The sequence below is a fragment of the Pseudopedobacter beijingensis genome (genome assembly GCF_042678145.1).
In the GTDB taxonomy this organism is placed as follows: domain Bacteria; phylum Bacteroidota; class Bacteroidia; order Sphingobacteriales; family Sphingobacteriaceae; genus Pseudopedobacter; species Pseudopedobacter beijingensis.
Window position 1 is genome coordinate 212,122 of record NZ_JBHUDG010000051.1, and the last position, 25,840, is coordinate 237,961.

At 36.1% G+C, this 25,840-nt stretch carries 17 protein-coding genes and 1 pseudogene; 6 read left to right on the forward strand and 12 right to left on the reverse strand.

What is annotated here, in order from left to right:
- Positions 1-398 precede the first annotated feature (398 nt).
- Positions 399-1,289, forward strand: a complete 891-nt coding sequence (locus ACFSAH_RS19590; protein WP_379664403.1) for an EamA family transporter — start codon at positions 399-401, stop codon at positions 1,287-1,289.
- Here the strand turns inward: ACFSAH_RS19590 and ACFSAH_RS19595 are convergent.
- Complete coding sequence (locus tag ACFSAH_RS19595; protein ID WP_379664404.1) at positions 1,286-1,630, reverse strand: GIY-YIG nuclease family protein; 345 nt, start codon at positions 1,628-1,630, stop codon at positions 1,286-1,288. The genes ACFSAH_RS19590 and ACFSAH_RS19595 overlap by 4 nt on opposite strands.
- Before the next feature lie 107 nt (positions 1,631-1,737).
- Between ACFSAH_RS19595 and ACFSAH_RS19600 the strand changes: the two genes are divergently transcribed.
- Both ACFSAH_RS19600 and ACFSAH_RS19605 read left to right on the forward strand, forming a co-directional pair.
- A complete protein-coding gene (locus tag ACFSAH_RS19600; RefSeq protein WP_379664405.1) occupies positions 1,738-2,511 on the forward strand; it encodes an XRE family transcriptional regulator in 774 nt (257 codons plus the stop codon).
- 3 nt (positions 2,512-2,514) lie between these two features.
- Positions 2,515-3,639 carry an aminotransferase class I/II-fold pyridoxal phosphate-dependent enzyme gene (locus tag ACFSAH_RS19605; protein WP_379664406.1) on the forward strand — a complete coding sequence of 375 codons (1,125 nt, stop codon included), beginning with the start codon at positions 2,515-2,517 and terminating at the stop codon, positions 3,637-3,639.
- Here the strand turns inward: ACFSAH_RS19605 and ACFSAH_RS19610 are convergent.
- A complete protein-coding gene (locus ACFSAH_RS19610; RefSeq protein WP_379664407.1) occupies positions 3,636-4,172 on the reverse strand; it encodes an NADPH-dependent FMN reductase in 537 nt (178 codons plus the stop codon). The genes ACFSAH_RS19605 and ACFSAH_RS19610 overlap by 4 nt on opposite strands.
- 99 nt (positions 4,173-4,271) lie before the next feature.
- Between ACFSAH_RS19610 and ACFSAH_RS19615 the strand changes: the two genes are divergently transcribed.
- Together ACFSAH_RS19615 and ACFSAH_RS19620 are read left to right on the forward strand one after the other, a co-directional pair.
- The gene (locus ACFSAH_RS19615) at positions 4,272-4,922 is read left to right on the forward strand and encodes a FadR/GntR family transcriptional regulator (RefSeq protein ID WP_379664408.1); all 651 of its coding nucleotides are present in this window, start codon (positions 4,272-4,274) and stop codon (positions 4,920-4,922) included.
- 27 nt (positions 4,923-4,949) lie between these two features.
- Positions 4,950-6,182, forward strand: a complete 1,233-nt coding sequence (locus ACFSAH_RS19620; RefSeq protein ID WP_379664409.1) for an MFS transporter — start codon at positions 4,950-4,952, stop codon at positions 6,180-6,182.
- A 91-nt stretch (positions 6,183-6,273) separates the two neighbouring features.
- Here the strand turns inward: ACFSAH_RS19620 and ACFSAH_RS19625 are convergent, their stop codons facing one another.
- Both ACFSAH_RS19625 and ACFSAH_RS19630 read right to left on the reverse strand, forming a co-directional pair.
- The gene (locus ACFSAH_RS19625; protein ID WP_379664410.1) at positions 6,274-7,485 is read right to left on the reverse strand and encodes a purple acid phosphatase family protein; all 1,212 of its coding nucleotides are present in this window, start codon (positions 7,483-7,485) and stop codon (positions 6,274-6,276) included.
- Between the two features lie 66 nt (positions 7,486-7,551).
- Positions 7,552-9,756: an alpha-galactosidase gene (locus ACFSAH_RS19630; RefSeq protein ID WP_379664411.1), complete on the reverse strand. Its 2,205-nt coding sequence runs from the start codon at positions 9,754-9,756 to the stop codon at positions 7,552-7,554.
- A 634-nt stretch (positions 9,757-10,390) separates the two neighbouring features.
- Between ACFSAH_RS19630 and ACFSAH_RS19635 the strand changes: the two are divergent.
- Positions 10,391-10,528: pseudogene (locus tag ACFSAH_RS19635) on the forward strand (tyrosine-protein phosphatase); the annotation flags it as partial.
- A 358-nt stretch (positions 10,529-10,886) separates the two neighbouring features.
- On the opposite strand, the gene ACFSAH_RS19640 reads toward ACFSAH_RS19635, so the two are convergent.
- From ACFSAH_RS19640 to ACFSAH_RS19675, 8 genes are all read right to left on the reverse strand, one after another.
- Entirely contained in the window at positions 10,887-11,063 is a 177-nt protein-coding gene (locus tag ACFSAH_RS19640) for a histone H1 (protein ID WP_379664412.1), read from the reverse strand.
- Positions 11,064-11,226: 163 nt separating this feature from the next.
- Positions 11,227-11,388 (reverse strand): cbb3-type cytochrome oxidase assembly protein CcoS, encoded by a 162-nt coding sequence (gene ccoS, locus ACFSAH_RS19645; protein WP_379664413.1) that lies wholly within the window; start codon positions 11,386-11,388, stop codon positions 11,227-11,229.
- Positions 11,385-13,769 carry a heavy metal translocating P-type ATPase gene (locus tag ACFSAH_RS19650; protein WP_379664414.1) on the reverse strand — a complete coding sequence of 795 codons (2,385 nt, stop codon included), beginning with the start codon at positions 13,767-13,769 and terminating at the stop codon, positions 11,385-11,387. Before ACFSAH_RS19650 ends, ccoS begins: the two co-directional genes overlap by 4 nt.
- A gap of 153 nt (positions 13,770-13,922) precedes the next feature.
- Positions 13,923-15,896, reverse strand: coding sequence for an FG-GAP repeat domain-containing protein (locus tag ACFSAH_RS19655; RefSeq protein ID WP_379664415.1), 1,974 nt, complete (start codon positions 15,894-15,896; stop codon positions 13,923-13,925).
- A 209-nt stretch (positions 15,897-16,105) separates the two neighbouring features.
- The gene (locus tag ACFSAH_RS19660) at positions 16,106-18,073 is read right to left on the reverse strand and encodes an FG-GAP repeat domain-containing protein (protein WP_379664416.1); all 1,968 of its coding nucleotides are present in this window, start codon (positions 18,071-18,073) and stop codon (positions 16,106-16,108) included.
- A 530-nt stretch (positions 18,074-18,603) separates the two neighbouring features.
- Entirely contained in the window at positions 18,604-20,040 is a 1,437-nt protein-coding gene (locus tag ACFSAH_RS19665) for a sialate O-acetylesterase (RefSeq protein ID WP_379664417.1), read from the reverse strand.
- Positions 20,041-20,199: 159 nt separating this feature from the next.
- Positions 20,200-23,688: a hypothetical protein gene (locus ACFSAH_RS19670; RefSeq protein ID WP_379664418.1), complete on the reverse strand. Its 3,489-nt coding sequence runs from the start codon at positions 23,686-23,688 to the stop codon at positions 20,200-20,202.
- A gap of 65 nt (positions 23,689-23,753) precedes the next feature.
- Positions 23,754-25,511, reverse strand: a complete 1,758-nt coding sequence (locus tag ACFSAH_RS19675; RefSeq protein ID WP_379664419.1) for a sialidase family protein — start codon at positions 25,509-25,511, stop codon at positions 23,754-23,756.
- Between the last annotated feature and the right edge of the window lie 329 nt (positions 25,512-25,840).

Consider the following 25,840-nt stretch of genomic DNA (forward strand, 5'->3'; position numbering starts at 1 on the left):
ATGGGTATAGTACTGAGAAATCTTCTTCCTCAGCACTCCTGAGACAGACCCCTCACCTTAACTTGGGATGACAAGATTCTTTTATTGATACAGCTCCCTTAAAATTTAAAGGGGCTGTTCAAAAGTGTTTATCCTCCTGATTACCGAATGTTTTGGCATAGACTTGAACCTCTCATACAAAACTAGTGAAAGGAATAAGTAATCTATTTTAGAGATACGCTGCTCAATCCTGTAACCTCCAGAAGATTAGGAAAACACAATCATATAGAGTTATCCCCTTAGCTTGTCGAAATAACAGAGTTTTTTTATTTTCACCTTACCCCTTAAATACTCAGTAAAGAAGGAAAACGGGATATTTTTACGCATACAAATTCTAGCAATTTTATAACAAATAATAAGTGAGAAAGATAACAGGGATACTTTTAGTCGGAGCCGGAGCTTGTAGCTATGGAGTACTGGCCACCATAGTAAAATATGTTTATGGTTTTGGCACTCATACCAGCATACTTAATTTTTCGCAGTTTCTTATTGGTTTCATTATCCTCAGTTTATTAAGCCTAAAAGAGAAAAAATCTGAACAAAAACAAGTTTCATTTGCTAAAAAAAGTATATCGAGATTAATTATCTATGGTAGCTCATTAGGGCTCACCAGCATATTTTATTATATATCCATACAATATATACCTGTATCAGTCGGAATTATTCTACTTATGCAAACTATATGGATGGGCGTTATACTAGAGGCTATCCTTGGAAAAACAAAAATAGAACGTACCAAACTTATTGGCGGATTTGTAGTAATAGCCGGGACCCTCCTTGCAACCAATATTTTCAAAAGCCAAATAAGTCTTGATGTAAAAGGAGTAAGTTTTGGAATACTAGCCGCAATATGCTATACCATATCTATGTATGCCTCTAACAGCGTTAGTTTAGAATTATCATCAATTCAGCGCAGCAAATATCTTGTATTGGGTGGATTAATAACTATTATCCTATTCTGGAACATTCAGATTATACAGCATTTCGACCTCGCCATCATGCTTAAATGGGGAACTTTCCTCGCGTTATTCGGAACCATCATCCCTCCTCTTTTATTCACCAAAGGAATGCCAATTACCGGAGTAGGTTTAGGTAGTATACTTGGTGCAGTAGAAATACCCGTATCTATCTTGTCAGCAAATATTATCTTAGGCGAAAGAATAGATATTATTCAATGGATAGGTGTTTTAATTATATTGATATCAGTAGTTATTATCAATTCAAAAAGCCTTAAAACAAGCACAAATTAACTTGCATAAGTAAAAATAGGTGCTATGCTTTTAAAGTTTTGCTGCATAGTACGTTCATAAGTCAGAGCCATTGTTAAATCAAGCCAGTTGTTATTGACTTCGCGTATTAATTTTTCCTTTTGAGGGCGTGTAAAAACATTCAACTCCTTAAACCTTCTCTGTGCAGTAACCTCAGAACTAAACTCCTCAAAATATACCAGATTACTTAACTTTTTCCCATTATCAAATAACAAACTAGGCATCTGACGGTAAAAATTCATAGTCTTAATCAAGTCCGAGCTCATTCCAACATGTAAAGTCTGTCTGTTCGCATCTGTAATTATAAAAACGATATTTTTCATGTCTATGGGTTTATTTTAATATTATTTTTAGTAAACCAATTTTTATTACTAATTTTATTGGCACAATAATACTAACAATTTTAGTAATAACAAATTTATTTTTAACAATGGGAAAGATATCTGACAACTTAAAATATTTAAGAAAGAAAAAAGGGCTTACACAACAGCAATTTGCTGATGTTATGGAGATCAAAAGATCTCTGGTTGGAGCTTACGAAGAAGACAGAGCAGAACCAAAGTACGATTTACTAAAAAAAATAGCAGAGTTTTTTGAATTAAGCATTGATGACTTTATTAATGAAAAAATAAATGACAAATGGGCACCCAAACCTAAAGGAGATCCTGCCAACCTGAGAGTATTGAGTATAACGGTAGATAATAACGACAAAGAGAACATAGAATTTGTAAACGTAAAGGCAAGTGCAGGCTATATGAACGGTTATGGAGACCCTGAATATGTAGCAGAATTACCTAAGTTTTCCTTACCTATGTTTAATCAGGGCACCTACCGGGCATTTGAAATCAAAGGAGACTCTATGCTCCCCTTGCCTAGCGGATCTATCATCATAGCAGAATATGTAGAAAACTGGAACAACCTGAAAATTGGTGAGACAGCAATTATTATTAGTAAAAATGACGGAGTAGTTTATAAAAGAATTTCCAGCAAATTCAGATTAGATAAAGGCCTAAAACTTTCTTCCGATAATCCTGCTTACGAACCTTACAGTATAGAAAGTGAGGATATTTTAGAAATATGGCAGGCAAAAGCATTTATTTCTACCGAATTACCTCAGCCTACACCTGAACCAACTATGGAAAGTCTGACAACTATGATGACGCAAATGCAAAAATCTATTGTTCAACTACAACAAGGTAAGTAAAAGGTGAGCGATTTTCTGGACAAAAAACTTAAGGAAAGAGATCACAAAGGTAACCTCAGATCATTAGGGAATTTGAATCATTTAATTGATTTCTATTCCAATGATTATTTAAGTCTAGCCAGATCAGAAAAAATCAGAAAAAAAATCATTCATGATTTAGAAACTCAACAGTATGCATTAGGGGCTACCGGCAGCAGGTTAATCAGCGGAAATTCCTTGCTATTAGAGCAGACAGAAGATAAAATTGCTGAATTTCACCATGTGGAGAGTGCCCTCCTGTTTAACTCAGGATATGATGCTAATATTGGTTTACTTTCTTCTGTCCCCCAAAAAGGCGATACCGTTATTTGCGACAGCCTTATACATGCTAGCCTAATAGATGGCATTAAACTAAGTTTCGCTAATAAATTTAACTACCTGCATAACGACCTGAATAACCTGGAGTCAAAATTAAAAAACGCAAAAGGTAACATCTTTATAGTTACAGAAAGTATTTTTTCTATGGATGGCGATGCTACCCCTTTAAAAGACATTCTGAAACTCAGTAAAAAATACGGAGCTCACCTTATTGTTGACGAGGCCCATGCATTGGGGATTTATGGAAAAAACGGTTCAGGAATAGCCAATAAACTAGGTATTGAGCATGAAATATTTGCTCGTATTGTTACCTACGGAAAAGCTATGGGAGCCCATGGAGCAGCAATTCTAAGCTCCAAAAAATTAAAGTCATACCTTATCAATTTTGCCAGATCCTTTGTTTACTCTACTGCGCTGCCCTCCCATAGCATCGCCCATATCAATGCTGCTTATGCAGAACTTGCTTCACAAGACTTTCCCTCAGCTATCAGCCACATCATCAAATATTTCAAAAAATCAGCCCAACACCTCGAAGAGAAGCTAATCGAAAGTCACAGCTGCATACAATCCATAATTATCCCCGGCAACCAGAATTGTATCGAAACAGCAAGCCAAATTCAACATGCAGGATTTGCCGTTAAGGCCATATTAAGCCCAACAGTCCCCGTTTCAAAAGAACGTATCAGAATATGTCTGCATCTTCACAATACACCAGAGCAAATAGATCAACTTATAACTGCACTAACTACTGCAATCGCTTCCCAAAATTAGGGTTTTAGCTGATTAAGGAATCTTATTACCGTTTCTTCATGCTGTTTTTTCAACTCAGGTTCAATAATACCCTGTTCAGGATTAAAGTGAGTATGAAATGAGGGTAAAGAAAACGTCTCTATGATATTAGCCCCAAATTGTGGAAAAAAGGTTTTTGCAGTATGCATCACGTTTCCACCCCCGTAAGCACCCGGCGAAGTAGACATCAGCAGCATAGGCTTCTCTCTGAAAAACTTTTTGTCAACCCTCGAAATCCAATCGTATAAATTTTTAAAAGCAGTAGTATAAGATCTGTTATGCTCTGCTAATGATATTACCAAAAAATCGGCAATTTCTATATTAAATACAAAGTCATAAGCCAGTTGCGGATGGCCAGTTGCCCTTTCCCTATCAACGGAAAATAATGGCATTTCGTAATCATTCAGGTCTATTAAATTTACCTGATGTCCTGTAAAATAACTCAAAGTATATTTCACCAATTGTTTATTGATAGACTCGATACTATTGCTACCTGCAAACGCTAATCCTTTCATGATAGTTTTTTCCCTAATTTAATTTTTTTTGATCGATTTTATTAAGTTTTAAAATAATAATCTATTTTTGCAATCATCAGATGATATGATGTATAAGAAATGATAATAAAAAAATCACTGGCAGAAACTGTTGCCGAAAAAATTAAACACCAGATTATCTCCGGTTTTTATCAAACGGACGATAAATTACCCATAGAACCAGAGTTGATGAAAGATTTTGGTGTTGGAAGATCTACCGTAAGAGAAGCCGTGAAAATATTGGATAATTCTGGATATTTAAGAGTGCAACAAGGTTTGGGTACTTTTGTTAAAGACATTAACAAAACAGAAAATCCGCTGGACAACAAATTCAGTAAAGCCAATCTGGAAGATTTAGACGAAGTACGCAAACTCATGGAAATGAAAATTGCTGAAAAGGCAGCCTTGAACAGAACAGAAAAAGACATCAATATCATCAGGCAAAATCTGGAAAAGAGAAAAAAGTTTATCAAAGAAAAAAATCTTGAAAACTGTATTATAGCCGATATAGATTTTCATATATCTATAGCTATAGCCTCTAAAAACGAAATTCTAATAGAATTATACAGTATTGCCTCTAAGCACTTAAAAAAATGGTTTTCGCATTACTATTCAGACACTTCATCTTTTGAAGAAACCCATGAATTACATGAAAACTTACTCAAAGCTATTATAGCTAAAAACCCGGAAAAAGCCTGGTCAATAGCCGAGGCAATTATTAAATGGCATTAAACACAAAACACAACAATTATATTTTTTATGGAAGCTCAGGAACAATACCTCCAACAAGAAGCAGACGCTAGTCAGATAGCGCAAAAAACCGTCTATACTATTCTATTTACCATTAGTTTCACTCATCTCCTTAACGATTTAATTCAATCCGTTATACCATCCCTTTATCCGTTAATTAAGGAGAACTTTCACCTTACCTATGCTCAGATAGGTCTAATAACCTTAACCTATCAACTAACAGCCTCTATATTACAACCCTTTGTAGGAAGTTATACCGACAAAAAGCCAAAACCATTTTCTTTAGTTATTGGTATGTTTTGTACTACAATAGGCTTAATATCATTGGCTTTTTCATCTACCTTCATACAGCTTCTGCTTTCTGTAAGCTTAGTGGGTATAGGTTCGTCCATATTTCACCCCGAATCGTCCAGAGTGGCACACATGGCATCAGGAGGTAAAAAAGGTTTAGCACAATCTATATTTCAATTAGGAGGAAATGCAGGTAGTGCCATAGGCCCTTTACTAGCCGCTATCATAGTTATCCCTTACGGGCAGGTTAACATATTATGGTTCACCATTTTAGGGGTGATGGGATTACTTATTCTCGGTAAAGTAGGTAAATGGTACGGAAATCATCTTTATCTGAAGAAACAATCTTCCACAGCTACTCATCACAGTGCAGTTAAACTATCTAAAGGAAGAATTATATCTGCTTTAGCCATACTATTGATACTAATTTTCTCCAAGTATTTTTACATGGCCAGCTTAACAAGCTATTTAACTTTCTTTTTGATAGAAAAGTTCCATGTAACTGTTCAGCAGTCACAAATGTATTTATTCCTGTTCTTAGCAGCCATTGCAGTGGGGACCATTATTGGTGGACCTTTAGGAGATCGTTTCGGAAGAAAATACATTATATGGATATCTATATTGGGAGCAGCACCATTTACACTTTTATTACCCCATGTAGATTTATTCTGGACAGCTACCCTATCCGTAATCATCGGCGTTATTATAGCTTCCGCTTTTTCGGCAATACTGGTATACGCCACTGATCTTTTACCCGGAAAAGTTGGAATGATTGCAGGATTATTCTTTGGTTTCGCTTTTGGCATGGGCGGAATTGGCTCTGCCTTGTTAGGTTGGTTAGCAGATGAAACAGACATATTTTATGTCTTTACAATATGTTCTTTCTTACCACTACTAGGTATTGTTACAGGTTTTTTACCTAATATAGAACCTAAAAAAGAGAAAAAATAAAACCAATCAGTCAATGTCCTGATTAAGGAAAGAGGTTGTATCAGATAACTAAAAACAAAGTCATCACAGATACAACCTCTTTTTTTATAGCCTACACATTCAAATTATACAGTTGGGTTCCTTTATCATCCAATACCTGAACCATTAGTTTTGTACTGTTTACCTCCAACCGAATCAGGGTACGCTCTCCCTCTTTGGGCCCTCCCCCTATGATCATCGGGTAATCATGCTGACCTTTTTTGGCAGTATACAAGCCGTGTCTATGGGTATGCCCGCACAACATCAGATCAATCTTATGCTTATTCAGCAGTTCTCCAAACAATTTGCGGCAGTGCAACATTCCATGAGCCTCTTTAGAATTATAATGCGGAATATGCATCAACACAATCTTATATTTCGCTTTTTTAAAAGCCTTGCTCTTTAATTCATTCGTTAACCAAACAGCCTGCTCCTCCCTATAAGCATCAAAAGCAGCTAAGCCAGAATACTCTTTATGGTCATCTATCTTATCTTCGCCCGTATCTAAACAAATAAAAAAGGCCTGCCCTCTTCTAAAAGAAAAATATTGTCTCTTTTCCTTGTTTTCAAAATAATCAGCCAGATTTCTTGCAAATTTCCCTCTGGTTTCATGATTTCCCCTCACGTACATAAAAGGAATTCTGCTTGCAAAAGCTTCTGTACAAGGTTCAATCATGTTTTTTAAAATCTGAGTCTCATCTGTCTGATAATTAAACATATCTCCATTAAAAAACACCAGATCATATGGACGGCTTCCATTTAGCTTTATCAAATGTCCTATAGATTTTGGCCTGTCATGAATATCATTCATAACTAGCATAGAAAAGTCATCCTTCTCTATATCAGGAGCAGTAAAATTATAGATATCGGTTTCTATCGTTTCACCATAAACTATTTTATAGGGATCGTATTTTTTAAAATCTTTCGAAAACACTTTATAATAGTATCGCTTCCCGGGTTCAAGATTTTTTAAAGCAATACTATATATACGGCTATTTGCTTCAACTAACCCTAATTTAAATGCTTCAGCTTTATGTCCCAACTGCTCATCCGTTCCGTACTCGACCCAGCTGTAAGTAGGTTTATTGGTAATAAACCGGATTGTAATCTCTCCCGGTAATGGATTTTGTAAATAAGGTTTAGTCAGAAATTTATGTTCTGCAACTGTATGTTCATCCTGTTGATAAGCTTCCCCTTGCAAAGGAATATGCGCCAAACCCAGAGTACCCGCTATTCCGGCAAGCCCTCCTATAAATCCACGTCTTTTAAGTTTCAGGTTTTCCATTGTATTTTTTTATCCTAAGAAAATTCAAATATCACTCGCTGCATCACAAACATCATCTTTATTTGTTTACCCACTTCCATCTTTCACCTCTTCCAGACTGTATACACCACTATCAAATACTTTTTGCAACTGCGGATTTATTCCCTCATTCATCAGGTACTCTCCAGAAAACACTTCTCCATCACCCCAGAATTTAGATTTTGTTACATTCAATTCCTTCAACCTGTATTTCTTATGAGGGTCAAGACCATTCATCCTAAACTTCGGTGTCAAGGTTCTTCCCTGATAATCTATACAGAAGCCAAACACCACGGCCCTGCTTTTATCCTTGCTGGCATACATTAAAGAATAATATCCTGTTCCATCGTATGGCGAATTGATCCGGTAAAGATCTCCAAACATAACAAGATCTCTTATTTGTTTATAGGTTGCTATCGCTCCTTTGGCAAATTCTTTATCCTTTTCAGGCATAGCTTTAGGCTGCAATTCCATTCCCAAACGCCCTGTCATGGCCATATCAAAACGGAATTTTAACGGAACCGTCAGATTGGTCTGGTGATTGGGCACTGCAGAAACATGCGAACCTGTAACCAGTGCCGGATAAATCAGATTAGTACCGTATTGGATAAACACCCTGCTTAAGGCGTCTGTATTATCACTCGTCCATACTTCCTGATGGTATTTTAATGCGCCATACTCTACCCTTCCTCCTCCTGAGGCACAGGCCTGAATAATAACTTTCGGATATTTTTTCCTGATACGCTCATAAACCTTATACAATCCCTGCACATAATCTATCCAGAAATGAGATTGCTTATCCGCTGGTAAAAAAGCTGAACCGGCGGACTCTACATGCCGGTTGGCATCCCATTTTATATAGCTAATATTCGGTGACAGTTTCATGGTCTCGTCAAATACGCTGAACACAAAATCCTGAACTTTGGGATTAGACAAATCCAGCAGCCATTGCTGCCGCATAGTGGTAGCTTCACGCCCATTACTTTTCACTATCCAGTCTGGATGTTTTTTGGCTAAATCACTTTCCGGGTTTACCATCTCGGGTTCTATCCAGATACCAAACTTTAACCCTTTGTTTACGGCATAATCTGCAAGGTAGGCTATCCCCTTGGGCAGCTTCGTTTTATTTACCTGCCAGTCGCCTAAGCCGGCATTTGCATTATTCCTTGGGTAATTGTTACCAAACCAGCCGTCGTCCAGTACAAACATTTCCAGTCCCATATCCGCAGCATCATCCATCATATCGGTCAGGGTCTTTTCATTAAACTTAAAATAAGCACCTTCCCAGCTATTCAGCAAAGTAGGCCTTATAGTAACCGGATCGTACACCTGGTAATTTCTTGCCCAATCATGCAGGTTACGGCTGGCTCCGCCCGCACCACTGGCACTATAGGTTAACACCATCTCGGGCGTAAAAAAAGTGCTACCCGATTTCAGATGATATTCTGATGCATAAGGGTTTATACCTGCAGAGATGTTAAGCACATTAAACTCATCCAGTTCAAAATTAAGTTTATAGTTACCGCTCCATGCCAATGCCCCTGCTATTACTTCCCCATAATTTTCGTTCATAGGTGCATTCAACGATAATAAAAAAGAAGGGTTTTCTGTATGGGTAGCCCTTACGTTCTTCCTGCTTTCTATAGATTTGATACCATGTGTTAACCGGCTTTCTTCCAGTTGCATTTCTCTTGCCCATGCACCGTTAAAACTATTGAGGTAATAGCTATTTGCTTTCAGTGGCAGATACATGGAATAGTAGTTATGCAATACAATATCTTTTTTCTCCTCGTTTTTAATCTCCACACTTTGGGTAATGACATTTTCTTTGCGGAATGCTTTAAAAACAAGGTTTACAAACAAAGGAAGTTTTTTATCTTTCAATGTTATAATGGTTTGCTGCACATTACCATCTTTCAATACAGATTGATGGTGAGAAACATATACAAGCTCCGTATTTAAATCGCCATCCGAATGGGTTACCCTTAATGCAGGCTCCCTGAAATTACGACCTCCGGCTGTTGAATAAACCTGTGGATCTGTCCCCAGGTCAGCCCGGCGGTAAGATTGTTTCTTTAAAAAAGGTGAAACATCTGTTATTTTTTTTCCGAAATGCTGAAACAACAATTCACCCTCAGGACTTACAGTCATAATCAGAGATTGATTCCGGGTTTCGATATGGATACCTTTAGATTGACTAAAAAGAGGTAAACATGCAAACAACAGCGCAATGGATATAAGCGTTCTTTTCATATTATAGGTTAGGTTATTAAACGAATAAATTATAATGGGTTTTGACTAATACCAACTATTTCAAACAGCATTTCATATAAGATTACCCGATATTACCTACAGACACTTTCTTCAATTCCCATCCATTTACTTCCCCTGTCTTTATCTTAAGCACCTCTGACTCCAATACTGCCTTGCAATATTAATCACTTTTAAAAACAAAAAGAAACAAAAAATAAAAAGCAAAAGAAATAAACAAAAACAAATAATTTAACAAGAGTACCCATATCGATATTTATAGTGATATCAATACAAATAACACTTTCGATTAGCTATGCTTAAATACTCTGCTGTCCCTATAAAAACAAGACAGCAGTTTTATAAAAAACATATACAGGACAAGGTCTAAAAGAACTGTTATTTCAACGATGAGTGTAGTAATTTGTTCAAGTATAAATTGGAAAGAAATTTCTTACAGAAGGCTATAGAAAAGGAAATATCCTTTGCTATTTATAGAAAATCCGTATAATAATCCCAGGATATTCAGCGATTATCAAAAAAGTTACAACCTTATTTATGTTAATAATAGCTAAACATTTTTCATAAGCTATGTATGTAACCTACACACTATTTAACCTCTTCGGATTTAAAAAACGTAACGGGAGTTAAAACTGAATATTTGAATGCTGCATTTGATGAAATCAATAAAAACTATGGTAATATACATCATTTTCTAACGAATGAACTGGATGTGGATATAGATAAAATGAAAGAGCTATATCTGGAGAAATAGATATTGTAGTTACATCTTCTTTATATTTTAAAGCAGTTACTTATCTCCCAAAAAGGAAAATTTGAAAAATTCTAAAAAACTCTCTTAACAGAAATAGAATAACTTTGAAGTCTATATTAGTAATACGAACTTGAACCGACTTAATCTAAAATATAGCACACCCGAACAAGGCTTTTAAATATATTATATATACAGAAACCATATTGGTAGACGCTTAAAATTAGATATATGAAGTTTTTAAAAAAAGTACTCAATGGTTACTACATGATTTTTTTTATAGATAAAAAGAATTTTCTTAAACAAAAAAAGGGCGATTATATAAAATCGCCCTTTTCCCCTATTTTCTGAAAACTTATTACTATGCCTTATTTTTGATCTCTGTAACTTCGTTACGGATTTCTTGAGCTAAGCCTTTGATTTCTTGTAAAGCTTTTCTCAAACGAGTACCAGCTGCACCATTACCATTGCTGTAGAATTTTTCTGCATCAACTTCTGCAGAAGCGATTAGTTCTTTTACTTTTGCGAATTTTTCCATAATAAACAAATGTTTTTTTGTTGAAATTAAAATTTATTTTTGTTAAAACCTATAGGTAATAATGAATATACCCATAAATAGGTAGATTTTTGATCGTTTCACTAGTTCCCTAGACAAATAAACATTTATTTTTCATAAAATCACAAATTTTATGAAAAATTATTTAGTCTTTTTTTTCTTCGTCTATTTCATCGTCAAAAAGCATTCTAACGGAGGGAGTATATAAATCATCATGCTGTCCATTCTTTTGTGCCCAAAGAAAAGCTATCAGAAACATTAATGCGACTAATACGCTGCAACCTATTAAAAAGAATATCGCTGTCATAACAATCTGTGTTTCTTAGCTGCATACCTTACAGCTAAAGTTGTAAATGAAATAATGGTTATTGTACTCAACGGCATCAAGATGGCAGCAAACAAGGGAGATAATTTTCCTGCTACTGCAAAGCTTAATCCGAAGATATTATATACTAAAGATATACAAAAAGATTTATGTATTACTTTTACGGATGCTTTTGAAAATTTCATAAACACAGGAAGCTTACCTAACATCTTTCCATCCAGCACAGCATCACTCCCCGGCGTAAAGTTATTGATGTTATCTGTTACTGCAATTCCTGCATCGCTCTGTTTCAACGCCCCTGAATCATTCAATCCATCGCCAACCATCATCACCCTGGCACCCTGATCTTGTTTTTCTTTTATAAAGTTCAATTTATCCTGCGGTGACTGCTGAAATTTGAGATGGCCTTTGGTCTTAAAGAATTTATTTAAAATAACAGCATCCTGTTTGGTATCTCCGGAAAGCAGATAGGTATCATAACTTTCGCTCATCTGATGTAACAGGCTATCCAAACCTTCTCTAAACCGCTGTTTAATCTGAAAGCAGCCTATATAACTTTTCCCAATTTGTATATGAACTTCGGGTACATTTATGATGGCATGTGCTATTCCGGTAACAAAAGAATTGCTTCCTATTTTCACCTGCTCTCCTCCAATAATAGCTTTTATTCCTTTTCCGGGTATTTCTTCGTAGCTTTCTATTTCCTGTTCTTTTCTTTTACCTAAAAAAGATGCGATACGTACGCTATGAGGATGTGATGAGTTCTTACAAACATTATAGATCAGTTCCTGCTGCTTCTCGTCCATAATCCCTTTAAATACCACCCCCTGTACATCTGCAACACTCACCGTCCCTGTTTTATCGAAGACAACGGTATCTATAGCTGCCAGTTGTTCTACGACTTCTGTATTTTTAAGATAAAATTTATTCCTGTCCAAAATGCTTAATGCTGTAGACATTGTAAATGGTGTACTTAAGGCTAATGCGCAAGGACAAGCTATAATTAGTACTGCGGTAAATGCCGATACGGCTGTTTTCCAATCTGTGGGTAACCAAAATAGTAAAGCCCCAAAAGCTATAATTAACAGAACAATACTAAAATAATGACTGACAACGCTGATAAATGTTTTTATCTTTTTCTCGTTCTCTTTGTTAAATACTTCATTGTTCCATAAACTTGTCAGATAACTTTGAGAAACGGGTTTTACTACTTCCAATTCTAAGGATCTCCCTGTTTGTCTGCCTCCTGCATAAATTATCTCACCTAATACTTTACTTATAGGACGTGATTCGCCTGTTACAAAGCTAAAATCTATTAAAGCATCGCCTCTAAGTAATATAGCATCCGCAGGTATAATCTCCTGATTTTTAACTCTTATCCTATCTCCTTTCTTAAGATCTTCTAAAGGTGTCGATTTTTCGTTTCCATCTTCGTTGATAACTTGTACTGCCACTGGAAAGAACGACCTGTAATCTCTTTCGAAAGAGAGGTGATAATAGGTTTTGTTTTGCATATATTTTCCTACGTTGAGGAAAAACACCAGACCTGCCAAACTATCTGCATAGCCCTCACCTATACCAAATCCCCATTCGGCCAATGTCCTCACAAACATGACCAGGATTCCTAATGCCAAAGGAAAATTAATATCTATAACTCCATTTTTAAGGTTATGATAAGCATTAATAAAATAGTCTCTACCTGAGTAGAAAAAGACGGGAAAACAAAGTAATACATTAACCAATCCAAAAAACTGACCATATTTAGCTTCGGCCGCACTTAGGCCAAAATAAGATGGAAAGCTCAGCATCATGATATTTCCGAAACAAAAGCCCGCTACTGCAATTTTTGTAGGGGTATTGTCCTTAATTCTTTTGTTTTCTTTAACTACATCATTTAAGCTTATTAAAGGTTCGTAACCTATACTGGACAGCAATTCTACCAATTGCCTTAAGGTAATTTTATGATGGTTAAATTGGATATGTACCTGTTTTTTCAGAAAATCTACTCTATTTTCAATTATCCCTTCATTTAAGGTATTTAATCTTTCCAACAACCAAATACATGAGCTACAATGTATAGATGGAATATAGAAGGTTAAAATAGTCTTTTCGGTGTCTTTATAATCAACTAGCTTGTTGATAAATTCGTCTTCATCTAAATAAAGATATTTATCTTCTACCAAGGCCCTGGTTTCGCCGGGATGCCGATTTAGTTTATAGTAATTATTCAGGTTACTTTTAGTAAGTATCTGATATACACTTAAACAACCGCTACAACAAAAGTTTTTATTTTCCTGATGAAATTCGTCGGTATAACAATCGTTCCCGCAATGGTAACAGGTTGTTTTAGTTATCGTAGCCATAGCACAAATATGTTTAACGCTGCCGATAATGCAAATGACAGTCAATGGTACTAAAAAGTGAGCAAGATCATAATGATAGGATTTATGTAAAGAAAAAAGTCCGCAGCCTCTCGGCATACGGACCTCCTATATACTAAAACACTTTATAAAAGCTTATTTGCTACTTCTCGGATTTTCGAGATAGTAGAAGTGACCATCTTCGGCCCCAACCAACAGATCCGGAATTCCATCTTTATTCCAATCTACAATGGTTGGACTCGTATCATGCCCTGCCAGAACTAATTTAGCCACTGGCTTTTGATTTTGAATCTGGATTATACCTTTTTTCTCACCCAGGTTTTTCATCACCGTGACATTTAAACTATTTACCAGAACATCTGGTTTGCCATCTCCATCCCAATCTGCTATGGTGAATTTCCGTCTTCCACTTTGCCCGAATTTACCTGAATTTAATTGTAAAAATCCGGGCACACTATCTGTTACTGCATGATTTTGTCTGTAACCAGAAAAATCTGTTCCGTAAAATATTCTTTTCGGTTGCTTAAGCAGCAAATCGTTTCCTTTTTTTACTCTCTCATACAAAGACAAATATCCACCTGTATCCAGCATAATCAAGTCTGTTAAACCATCCTTATTCCAATCCATGGCAAAAGGAGTTGTTCTCCATTGCGTTACCAATTCATTTGGTTTTGGGTTCCACCAGTTCCACGATGGTTTAGGTATCTCTTTTGTCTGCCAGTCTACTTTTACTGATTGTGGCTTGGCTAACTTGGGAGCTTGTTTTGTACCTATATTTTTATACCAGATTACTTTTCCAAAAATACTGTTAACAATAATGTCTTTTAAACCGTCTCCGTCCCAATCTGCTACAGAAAGTGTGGTATATCCCCATTTTGCTTCTGCAGGCCCTTGGATTGATCCATTGCTTTCTGCCATTATTCTGATAGGCTTGCCTTCGCTTTCCAATAATTTTGGCGCTGCCCATTTCGGCATCCCATTACGATCTCCCAAATTTTCTATAAGTGCAATATATCCGGCAGAGTTTCCAACAATAATATCTTCATCGCCATCGTTATCCCAGTCTACACTATAAGGAGTTGCCAAAGCTCCAAACTTAACATTATCTGCTTTTTGCTGTAAATAAACGGGATCTTTAAATTGTGGTATTCCGTTTTTAACTTTACCCGTATTTTCTATAAAAGCTACTCTACCATCTTCATCTCCTACAATTAAATCTACATGGCCATCCTTATTCCAGTCTACGGCTACCGGAATAATCATTTCCAGATCCATTTTAATGATGCCTTTTTCGTTAGCTAAAAGCCTTCCTTCGGCATAAACCGGTTTTTCACGGGTACCTATGTTTTCGAAATAAGTCATCTTATCCAAAAACTCTCCACAAATCAGATCTAAGTCTCCGTCACCATCAAAATCAGCAAAATTAGGTGTAGGTGCTCCAAATACGTCTATATCTTTGCCTGCCGCCTTAATTTTACCTCTATTTACATATTTACCATTTACATTCTCTATCAGATAAACATAACCATGTAATGGACCATTTGTCCAGTTTCCTTTAGCGTCATAAGCATTATCCCATCCGTAATCCCCCCAATCGTCTATACCTACAACAATATCCACATCGCCATCATTATCATAGTCTACCAACTTCCATTGGTTAAACCTGATTCTGCCTTTCATATCCTTTTTGATAGAATCTACAGGGAATAACGGGGTTTTTACTTTGTCGTAGCTGTTCTTGAAGTCGGTTAGCTCAAATCCCGGAATCGTAAATCTTGGTTGCCCGCCTATATAAGAAACCTGTATATCTTTGATTGATTTATACAGTCTTTTTTGCTTTTCGAATACGGGTACTTTTGCTCCACTTTTATTTTCGTACAGATAAAGTCCATTAAAAGGTTTTCCCTGACTGGAAACCAACAAATCCATATCGCCATCATCGTCATAATCCATTGGCAGCGGCCAGGCCCATAACCCAACACCTAAATCAACATTTAATCCGGGATTGTTGTATTTCAAGATCTTAAAATCTTTATCCTTAGACGCCTGCGCAAACGTAATACTGGATAAACTTAACGCCCCCCACAGGCATAAAGCGGTTTTCTTCATTGCTATTTATATTTAGATTTCAGAGCCGGTTTAAAATAAAAATTAAACAGATTCTTATTGTTTTAATTTAAGTTTTTAAGAACGTGGATTATCACCATTCTCTGCTTTATTCTATAAAACGAATATAGACTTTCTTATGAAAGTCTATATTACTATTTTTTTCGTCCTTATGTACTATATTATCATTTCGTATCAAAGTATAACGTAGCTTACCAGCTTAAATCTTTTCGGTCATAGAACATAAAAATGCCAGTTTCTATCCCTACAACTAAATTCAACCTTCCGCCTTCTCCAATTCTTGCTGTTGATGGTGCGCAGGAGTGTCCACCTAAACTGATATTTTTTCCTTTAAATTTTAAAACTCGTGGGTATTGATAAACTGGTTTTTCGTCTGTACCTATGTTTTTCATAAACAGCACTGTAGAACCTCTTTTAGGCTTCATATTCAGCGGTAATCCTGACACTGTATCCGGAATAGATTGTTTGCCATAAGTTCCTATCAAAAGATCTTTTTTACCATCTTCATCCCAATCTACAATTTCAATTTTACTTCTCCCTACTGTCCCTCCTCCATATCTGTTTCCTCTGATAGCCAGGGTATCTCCTATTTTCAACTTACCACCATCTGTAAGGTTATACTTATCCAGTTGCCAATAAAGATGAAACTCATCATCCTTATCTGTGGTTATATAAGCCATTTTATCACCAATTTTACTTACACCGGGCTTAACTCTCCAGGTTCCAAACATATCCATGCCATTCAGGTATAAAGTATGTTCACGTTCCAATACGGGATTGGTTTTGGTACCTTTGTTTAAGTAAACCATAAATTTCCCTCTGCTGTCGCCTGTTAATATATCCGGCAAACCATCTCCATCCCAATCTATAACTGTTGGGCAGGTATATCCCCAACGGGCTTCTCCAGGTCCCTGAATGTCTTCTTTATAACCTGGTTGTACCTGAATAATCTCATCCGCAGCTTTTAAAGGAACAGGATCTATATATTGGGGTTGTTGATTTGTTCCTATATTCTTGAAAAAATAAATATATCCAGGAGAAGTACCTGAAATGATGTCTAATTTACCGTCCCCATCCCAATCTACCACACAGGGAACCACTAATGATCCACCGTATAAATTAGGTTCTTCCTGTAATAGATGCTGTGGTTTTTCGAGTATAAGGTTTCCTTTTTTATCAAATTTTCTGGTGTTACGATAATAATAAATTCCTCCTTCACCAATAGTTACTACGCCTTGATTTTCGACAGAATCATTAAAATAAGCTACATAAGCGTGTACATTTGGATTTCTAAGGATAATTCCATCTGTCCCTGTTGCAAATTTCTTTGGTCCAAGTTCCAGATTGGATTCATTTAAAGTATAAGCGGCTATATTACCTAATCTGGTACCTGCTAATAATGTAGACTTTGCGCCTTCTCTGTAGACAGTAAAGCCGTCAAAAGCGTAATAAACCTGGTCTGTAGGAGTCAACTGTTTGGCACTGGCTTGTGTTACCTCCAAATCGTCTATCGTTGCACCATAAATTCCTAATCTGGCAATATCGTAAGGCCAGAAACCTTCTGGTGTATAAGTAATTTTTTGAGGAAATGGTCGACCACTGCCAAATACACCTTCTTCTCTGATAGAAAAGAACAAAGTATATTTTCCATTTTTCTGTTGACTTACACCAAACTCAGAAAAGCCTCGTGGTAAACCTTCTATTTTAATTGTTTTCAGTGCAGAAAAAGTTAGTGTCTGCAGATTAAAATACGCCCACTTCAATGTTTTCCCAAAACCCCATACAAATATGATTTCATTGTTGTTACCATTAATGACCACACCTCTGTTATTTCCTTTATCTTCAAAAGGTAATGTCAACTGTATCGGCTTTTTATAAACAGGAATTCCTTCTGGTGACAGCTTCCTAAATGGGTACCAATAAGTACCTCTACCATGCCCATCAGTACCTTGTAAAAACAGATTGTTTTTTCCTTTACCTGGTATATCTATAATGCCCATGATATAACCATTATAAAAAGCCGGAGATAAACGTCCTATTCCATTTGGGTTTCCATTTAAAATGGGTTCTCCGCTTTTTAGTGCTGTTTCATGCTGCGCATGTAAGCTTAGGCTAAACAATGTAGCTATCAAAAACAATAAATGTCTATTCAGATTCATATTATCCAGATTAGTTCAGTATTTAAAAATAGTAAAACAGATAAAACAAAATCTGACTACTATTCACTTCCTTATGTATTATATTACCTAAAGCGAACAGTTTGATTGTTTTTAAAGTTTGTATAAGATAGAGTAAGTACGGAGATGACTATAGAATAGCACCGGGTATAAGCCAGATACAGTGGAGAATACGTGGAGTAAAGGTGGACTATACGTGGATAATAGGTGGAGTTATAAAATCAGGTGTCTTATCCTATTATAGCTATACTGGTTAAAGGATTAATTTCGAAATGGCTATACATTCAAGTTTACTCATTCTAAATGAATTATACAACTTTGATATTGGAATGGTTATATTATAAAATAGACTTAAAATATTTCTGAATGAGTTGAGAGGCTTATTGGGCTAAAATCAGTACCTGTTATCCCAAACTGATATTATTTATGAAGTGTAAAAAAGAAAAAACCTCTAGTACTATAGTTAAATTATCTAAGCCACAGTACTAAAGGTTATAGAAAATTAGGGTTGGTTACTCAACACCCCATTTATCTGTTCTGAATGAAGATGCCGGTAAATTATGGTTATTATACAGGTTCCCCTCTACCCATGCTTTAAAGGCATATCTGGCTGCTACTGGCTTATTTACTTGTGGCGAAGTTAATATAATTGTACTGCCGCTTACTACTGGCGTTGCGGGATGAAATTTTTTGTCTGAACCCGCTATTTCAAAGTTTGGCAAAGCTTTATTAGTTAATACCAAACCTCCTTCTGCATGATCAAAAGAAAGAATCATTTCATTGCCTTTGATTTTACTATTTTTATAGACCGGTCCCATATAGTAAATATCTTTTTTATTGTATGTTTTTGCCAAAGCGAGGTAAGAAAGCCTTTCGGAAACAGTAATCTTATCTGGTGGATGAATGGTATTCTCTGCACCAATATCTGTTAAAACTGCCATTCCGGAATTCTTGATTTTCTTTTCTGCAAATAACTGCGATTCTCTCAATACCGGAACTAATGGTTGTAACTTTAAAAGTGCTGGCGAAAGTTTTTTTGCTTTTGAAATATAGGGAGCTATTTGTACATAGTAAAACGGAAAATCTCCTATTGCCCAGTCTTTACGCCATTGCTTTACCATAGCAGGGAACATTTTGAGATATAATTCAGGTTCGTTACGGTTTTGTTCTCCCTGGTACCATATTGCTCCTTTTACTCCATAACCAACTATCGGGTGTATCATTCCGTTAAATAATCCGGCATGGGTATTTTTATTTTCATTTTTCTCGTTAAGTTCTTGAGGAACTTTAGCCTCCGGAAATGCGGACAATGCTTTATCGCTCATCCAGGCCTGCACTAATGTTCCTCCCCAATCTGCTTCTACAATTGCAACAGGAACATTTAATTTCTCGTGAAGAATTTTTGCATAGAAATAAGCTACAGCACTAAAATTTGAAGTTGTCGAAGGTGATGCCCTCACCCAACTCCCTTTACAGTTGTCTAACGGTTTTTTCCAACTGATATTTTCTACATTAAAAAATCTGATCTGAGCATTTTCGGAATTTTTAACTGCTTCTTGCGATCCGCTTACCGGTTGATTTTTAAACCCTTTCAAAGGCATCTCCATATTGGATTGCCCAGATGCCAACCAAACTTCCCCTATCAAAATGTCTGATAATTTCAGCTCATCACCATCATTTATTGTCATCGTAAAAGGGCCGCCTGCAACAGGAGTGCTTATCTTCACTTTCCAATTTCCTGCTTTATCCGGAGAAACTTTATAAGTTTTATTATCCCACGAAGTAGTAATACTAACTGGATTTTTTGCCTTTCCCCAGATATTAACTTGTGTTTTTTGTTGTAAAACCATCCCATCCGAAAAAATGGATGGAATAGTAACTTTTGCTGATAGTTTTCCTTCCATTAAAAGAAGGATAAATAAAAATGCAATAAATCTTGCTTTCGTCATGTTAAAATTGATTTTTAAAAAAATTAAGTTTATAAGCGAATCTAAGCCATCCATCCCGAAATTCTATTACTTTTTTTCGCTTATTTATGGAAGATATTATCTCCTTAACCATTCTATGTTTTATAAAGATTATACGGTATTTAGGAAAGATCATATCTACTACCTAACAAACTTTACCACTTCACCTTTCAACTCCGCCATATATATTCCACTCACTAAGTGTAGAGGGAAACTCACTAAGTTTTGACCTTCTTTAATACTTACCTGAGTATTTAAAAGTTTTTTCCCTTGTATATCTCTAACTATAAATTGATCTGTAAAAGATATCTCACTATTTATTAACAAATTCAATTGATTATTTTCTGTTGTATAATAAATCTTAAAAAGAGGATTGTCTAACGAGAAAAAAACACTCAATACATCTGAGTAAGTATATTGTCCATCCAAATCAATTTGCTGTACCCGATAGTAATTGTTTCCTTTTTGGGGTTGTTGATCTCTATATTCATAACGCATAGATTGATTTTCAACAGCTGAGCCTATATTCTCAAACTGTTTTCCATCAATACTTTTTAAAACGTTATAATGCGAATGATTTTCTTCTGAAAACACATTCCATTTTAACCGGATAGAATGCCCTTCTTTAACTGCTTCTACTTTCCCCCATTTAACAGGCAAAGGATTTTCATCTTCTTCCACTTTACCACCTATGATTAAAGCATTTGCCCCTGACAAACTTTTACCTATGCCAAAAGAGTTAGTGGATGTAGCTATACCTCCCCAGGCGTACAGTCGGAAAGTAATAGTTTTATTTGCAGTTACATTTTGTAAATGGGGAATATTTGAAAGATTAATCTGCGGGACAGCCTGTCCATTATTAACTGTTGTATTAATTATATTATCAGCAGGGTCCGTATCGTAGAAATTTACACCATCTATACTATAACGCCAGCAATAATGGTGTGGTGCATTTTCCTGTACCCTTATTCTGGCATCTAAAGAAGTTAAAGACACTTTGTTTCCTGTTTTCGGTTTTATAGCAAACTGAAAATAGTTTCCATTATCTATTGCCTGTTGTTTAGTTGTTGTAACTGGAAAATTACCTACAAATGAATTGATAGAACTTTCTGATGCTGTAACACCATTCCCCCGGGTTAAAATGGACGTTTCTATGTTCGCATTGAATGTGGTTGCAGGATCATTATTTTGTCTCCCATTCTTCCCATCAAATTGCCATGCTGTAACAATATTTTCATGTGTAGTCCCGTATAAAGCCAAACAATAATCATCAGTATAACGGGCAAAACCAAACCCTCCTGAAGTTGTTGATGCTCCCCATGCATATAACCTGAATCTGATATTATGAACTGATGCCACATTTTGTAATCCAACTATTGCAGACAAATCCATCTCTTTCATATACCCCGTACCTGCCGTCCCTATAAATGGAACATCAGTGTTTCCTAATTCTATAAATTCTCCATCGTTTACACTATAGCTCCATCTATACACTACAGGTCCCGCAGAATTACGTCTTACTTTATAGCGAAGCTTATTTAATGAAACATATTGTCCACTTTGAGGCTGCACTGAAAATTCATAAAAATCGTTACCGATTAATGCTTCCGCTTTATTATGAACAGGAGCTGTAGAATAATAACCATAATTTAAATTCGCTGGAGTAAAGCCATTTCCACGTGTCAGACTTGATGTCATTAGCAATGTACTATTAGTTTCTGCTGCTTTATTATTAAGTGCTGTACCTGTCTGTGTATCAAACTTCCAGCCTACCAAAGGTGCTTCCTGTACTGGAGTTTCGTAAACTTGCCCGCCAATAACCAGACTCGGACTGGTATCTCCTGTTCCAAATCTACCTATCGAAAATCTCCCGGAAGAACTGGTTGAACCCCAGATATATAATCTAAAAGTTATCTTTTGTGTAGACGGTACATTTTGAAGATCGGGATAATTTACCATCCTGATGGTAGGCTGCACTGCTTGTTCTGCACTTTCTACCATACCAAAATATTCTCCGGAACCTATTTCCGTAAAGTTTGTCCCGTCTTTACTATAAGCCCAGCGATAACTTTTTGGTCCATTGGATATTCTGGAAAACACAGCATCAATAGAGGTTAAGTTAACACTATACCCCGGTTTTGCCTGAACTTCAAACTGGATATATTCATCACGAACAATAGCATTTGCTTTTAAATTGTGCTGACTTTTACTGGTTACACTAAATGAACGATCAAAACTAGCGGCATTAAGTCCATTACCTCTGGACAATGCAGAAACATTTAACCCAGTGTTTGTATAGGATGCATTAACAGCAGGTTCTGAACCCCCAGTTGCTGGTGCTCCAAACTGCCACGAAATTACCGCCGGATCTGACTGTGTCAATGATCCCAAATCTACAGGAGAATCTGCCATAGTGAGATTCCTAAAATTAGGGAGGCGGTGGAATGTAATCATATTAGCATCATGCCAATCTGAACCATACCAGGATGTCCGTGAAACTGCAACAATATCGTTTCCTTCAAACTGCCAGTCTACATATTGAAACCCAAAATTCTCTCTACGGGTAATCAAATCTCCTTCGTTCCATCTGATTACTTTATAATGTTCCTGCCAGTTTTTCAAATCTGTTGAGCTCATTAACATCAACACATTCCGCTGGTTGTATGGATTATTGGTTGAATTATTGCTCCATCCAGAAAACACTATAGTTATTTTATTAACAATAGACCAATATTTTCCCGAAGCAGCATCGTAACGTATGCTAAACTTAGTCATAGCTCCAGGGAAATGAATAAATCCAGTGGTTGGATCAAAACTCGTTGTTTGTCCGTCTGCAGATACATTTAGTTTCGCAGCTACTTCATACCGGGGTATTCCTGTCGCATATCCGTTCATGTCCAGGGTTCCATTAACTGGTTGAACGGTAGACATACGTATAATATTCACTATTCTCCCATCAGGATCAACCACGGCATTTCCTTCGCACCACTCTGGCTTATCTGCATTAAACCAACTTGGATTTAACTCTACGGAAGTGGATTTTGTCCAACTGGAAGCCTTCAAAAGATCTGCTCCTATGGGTGCCGAAAATACAAAAGCATGAAAATTACGTTCGTTATTGGCATCCGGACTTTCTTCAAAAGCTTTCCATATACGCCCGTTATGCACCACAACGGGGGTAGGTGCTGTATGAAACCGTCCTGATAAAAGAACTCCATTACTTGCATCTGTTGATGTTGTCCAGCTATTTCCTCCGTCTGTTGATTTATGTATAACTATATTATTAAACGATTTGGCTACTCCCAATAAATACACTGCATTATCATGATAAAATAATGAAGACCAATGGCTGTCTTTTACTAAATTAAGTAATTGCCAGGTTGCACCATTATCTACTGATTTATAAACCGCACTAATTGTTGATGTTATATCATGTGAAACCAAATAGCTTCCGTCTGGCATAACCACAATTCCGGGAGATGCATAGCTATTATTTAGAGGGTCTGGACTTTCTGCTACTACCGTTCCCGGAAAAGGAGTCTGTGCTATTAAACTAACTGGTTTAATAGCACAGATACAAAACAGAATAAAACAAATTATAGCTAACGATGTGAAATTATTCCTTTTCATTTTGTTAAAGTTTGATAAACAGAAGTCATTAATTCCTGAAAGTTGTAAGGCTAAACAACATATAACTACAGCTTTCTTCCTCCTAACTGTATGTTATTTTCTAGCTTCAGATACGCTGGTTTATTTACCATATTAATAATATGACAGCGTAAAACAACTCCTCTGCTCCCTTCTATCCTGTTTAATTCTTTATATATCTGTAAAAAAAGTGTAGGTTCAGGTATGCTGTTACCTGGTCTGTTCTCTACTGGGATGTAGTAGTTTGTAATAGGTAAAAACTTTTCACCATATATGCAATATTCCCATTTTAATTTCACATCTGCTCCGTCAGAAACTGGTGTATAATCTAAAGTTTCTAAAGAGAAGGCTTTTATATTATTGGCTGAAAGCGTTATATCAAAATATCTTTCCAATTTTAATGTCTGTGTAAAGTTTCGGGCTATTTTTCCCGGGTTTACAATATCAAACACACCCGGAGAGGACTGTTTTAGTCCATTACCTGTACTCACTTTAAAACTAAAATCTCCCTCTGTGAAATCAGAATTTGCCAACTTCCCAACAGGTATATTCACTAAGTTTGGATGTTTCGTATATACCTTTAAATCTTCTGGTTCTTCGTTTTTGTTGCTATTTCTAAAATCCTTTATACGGTGAAAAGTAATCATATTAGCATCATGATACCTATAGCCGTACCATGAGGTTCTGCTTGCAAAAGCAATATCCTTATCATCAAAAACCCAATCGATATACTGAAAACCGAAAGTATCCCATGTACGCAGATGAGCTCCCTCGTTATAACGTAGTATTTTTTTCCTTATGTCCCAATGCTGCAAATCTTTAGAACTCATCAATACCAATACATTTCTTTGGTGCCAGTTTCCATTATAGGTTTCTTCTGTATTTTTGAATGAAGAAATTTTATTGGTAATAGTCCAATACAGTTTTGAAACAGGATCGTACCGTATGGTGAATTTAGTTTCGGCTCCAGGAAAATGGACAAAGTTACGAGGCTCGTTCTTAAATTCCATTTTCATATTCTTTTCATCGATATCTATAATAGTAGCTAGCTCGTTTCTTGGTTTTCCTTTTGCTACTCCTTCTATTTCATAGTCAACTCCTTTTCCCGTCCAAGTTTCAAATCGTATAACATCGACCAATTTACCTTCTGGTGTAACAACAATATTTCCTTCCAACCAGTTTGGACGTTTTGCATTGAGCCATTTTTCATCAAAACGAATACTGTTTGTTCTTTTCCAATTAGAGGCTTTTAGTAAATCTGCATTCTCATCTGCACAGATTGCCAATGCATGAAAATCTCTCCGGTTTTCGGGATCAAAAGCTTCTTCGTAGGCTCTCCATATTTTACCCTTATGAATTACAACAGGAACTGGTCCTGTATGATAAAGTCCTTTCGCCAAAATACCAGTATATTCATCAACCGGATTAGACCAGGTTTTGCCTTTATCTTCTGATCTGTAAATAACAATATTTCCCCATCCCTTTGTTGTCCCCATTAAGTATACATTACCTTTATGTTCAAATATATTCGCCCAAATCAATGGCGAAACTCTTGAAAGCAGGTTCCAGGTTTTACCTTTATCTTTAGATATATGCACACTAGTTCCTCTGTTATAATCGTGAGAGACCAGATAGTCTCCGTTAGACAATATTACAATTGAAGGGGAAGCTACTTTTTTTCTGATTGGATCGTCCTTTGACTCGAAAACTACGGTTCCCGGAAATGGATTTACTAACTGACCAAGAGAGAATTGGCTATAAACCAGTAGTAATACTATCAATAAAGTACGTAAATAATTATTCATGATAATGTTTTAGAAATGTGGTGATATATCTGTTTTTTATAGTACATGACAAAAAACTATTCGTCATCGAGTGAAGCGAAGCAATCTCTATGGACAAAAAACGTAGATTGCTTCGTTCCCGAATCGAGTTCGGGACAGGCTATTCTTTCTCGGAATGACACATTTTTTGTTTGTTTATAGCATTTTTGTCATGTACCAAACTATTTTTTATAATATTCTCAACAGAAATCATTAAAAATGGACATACTGAACGACATGTCCTGCTACGAGAATTTTAAATCAAGGAACTTCTTTTCCGATTTTAATCAGAAGAAGTTCCTTTTATCTTG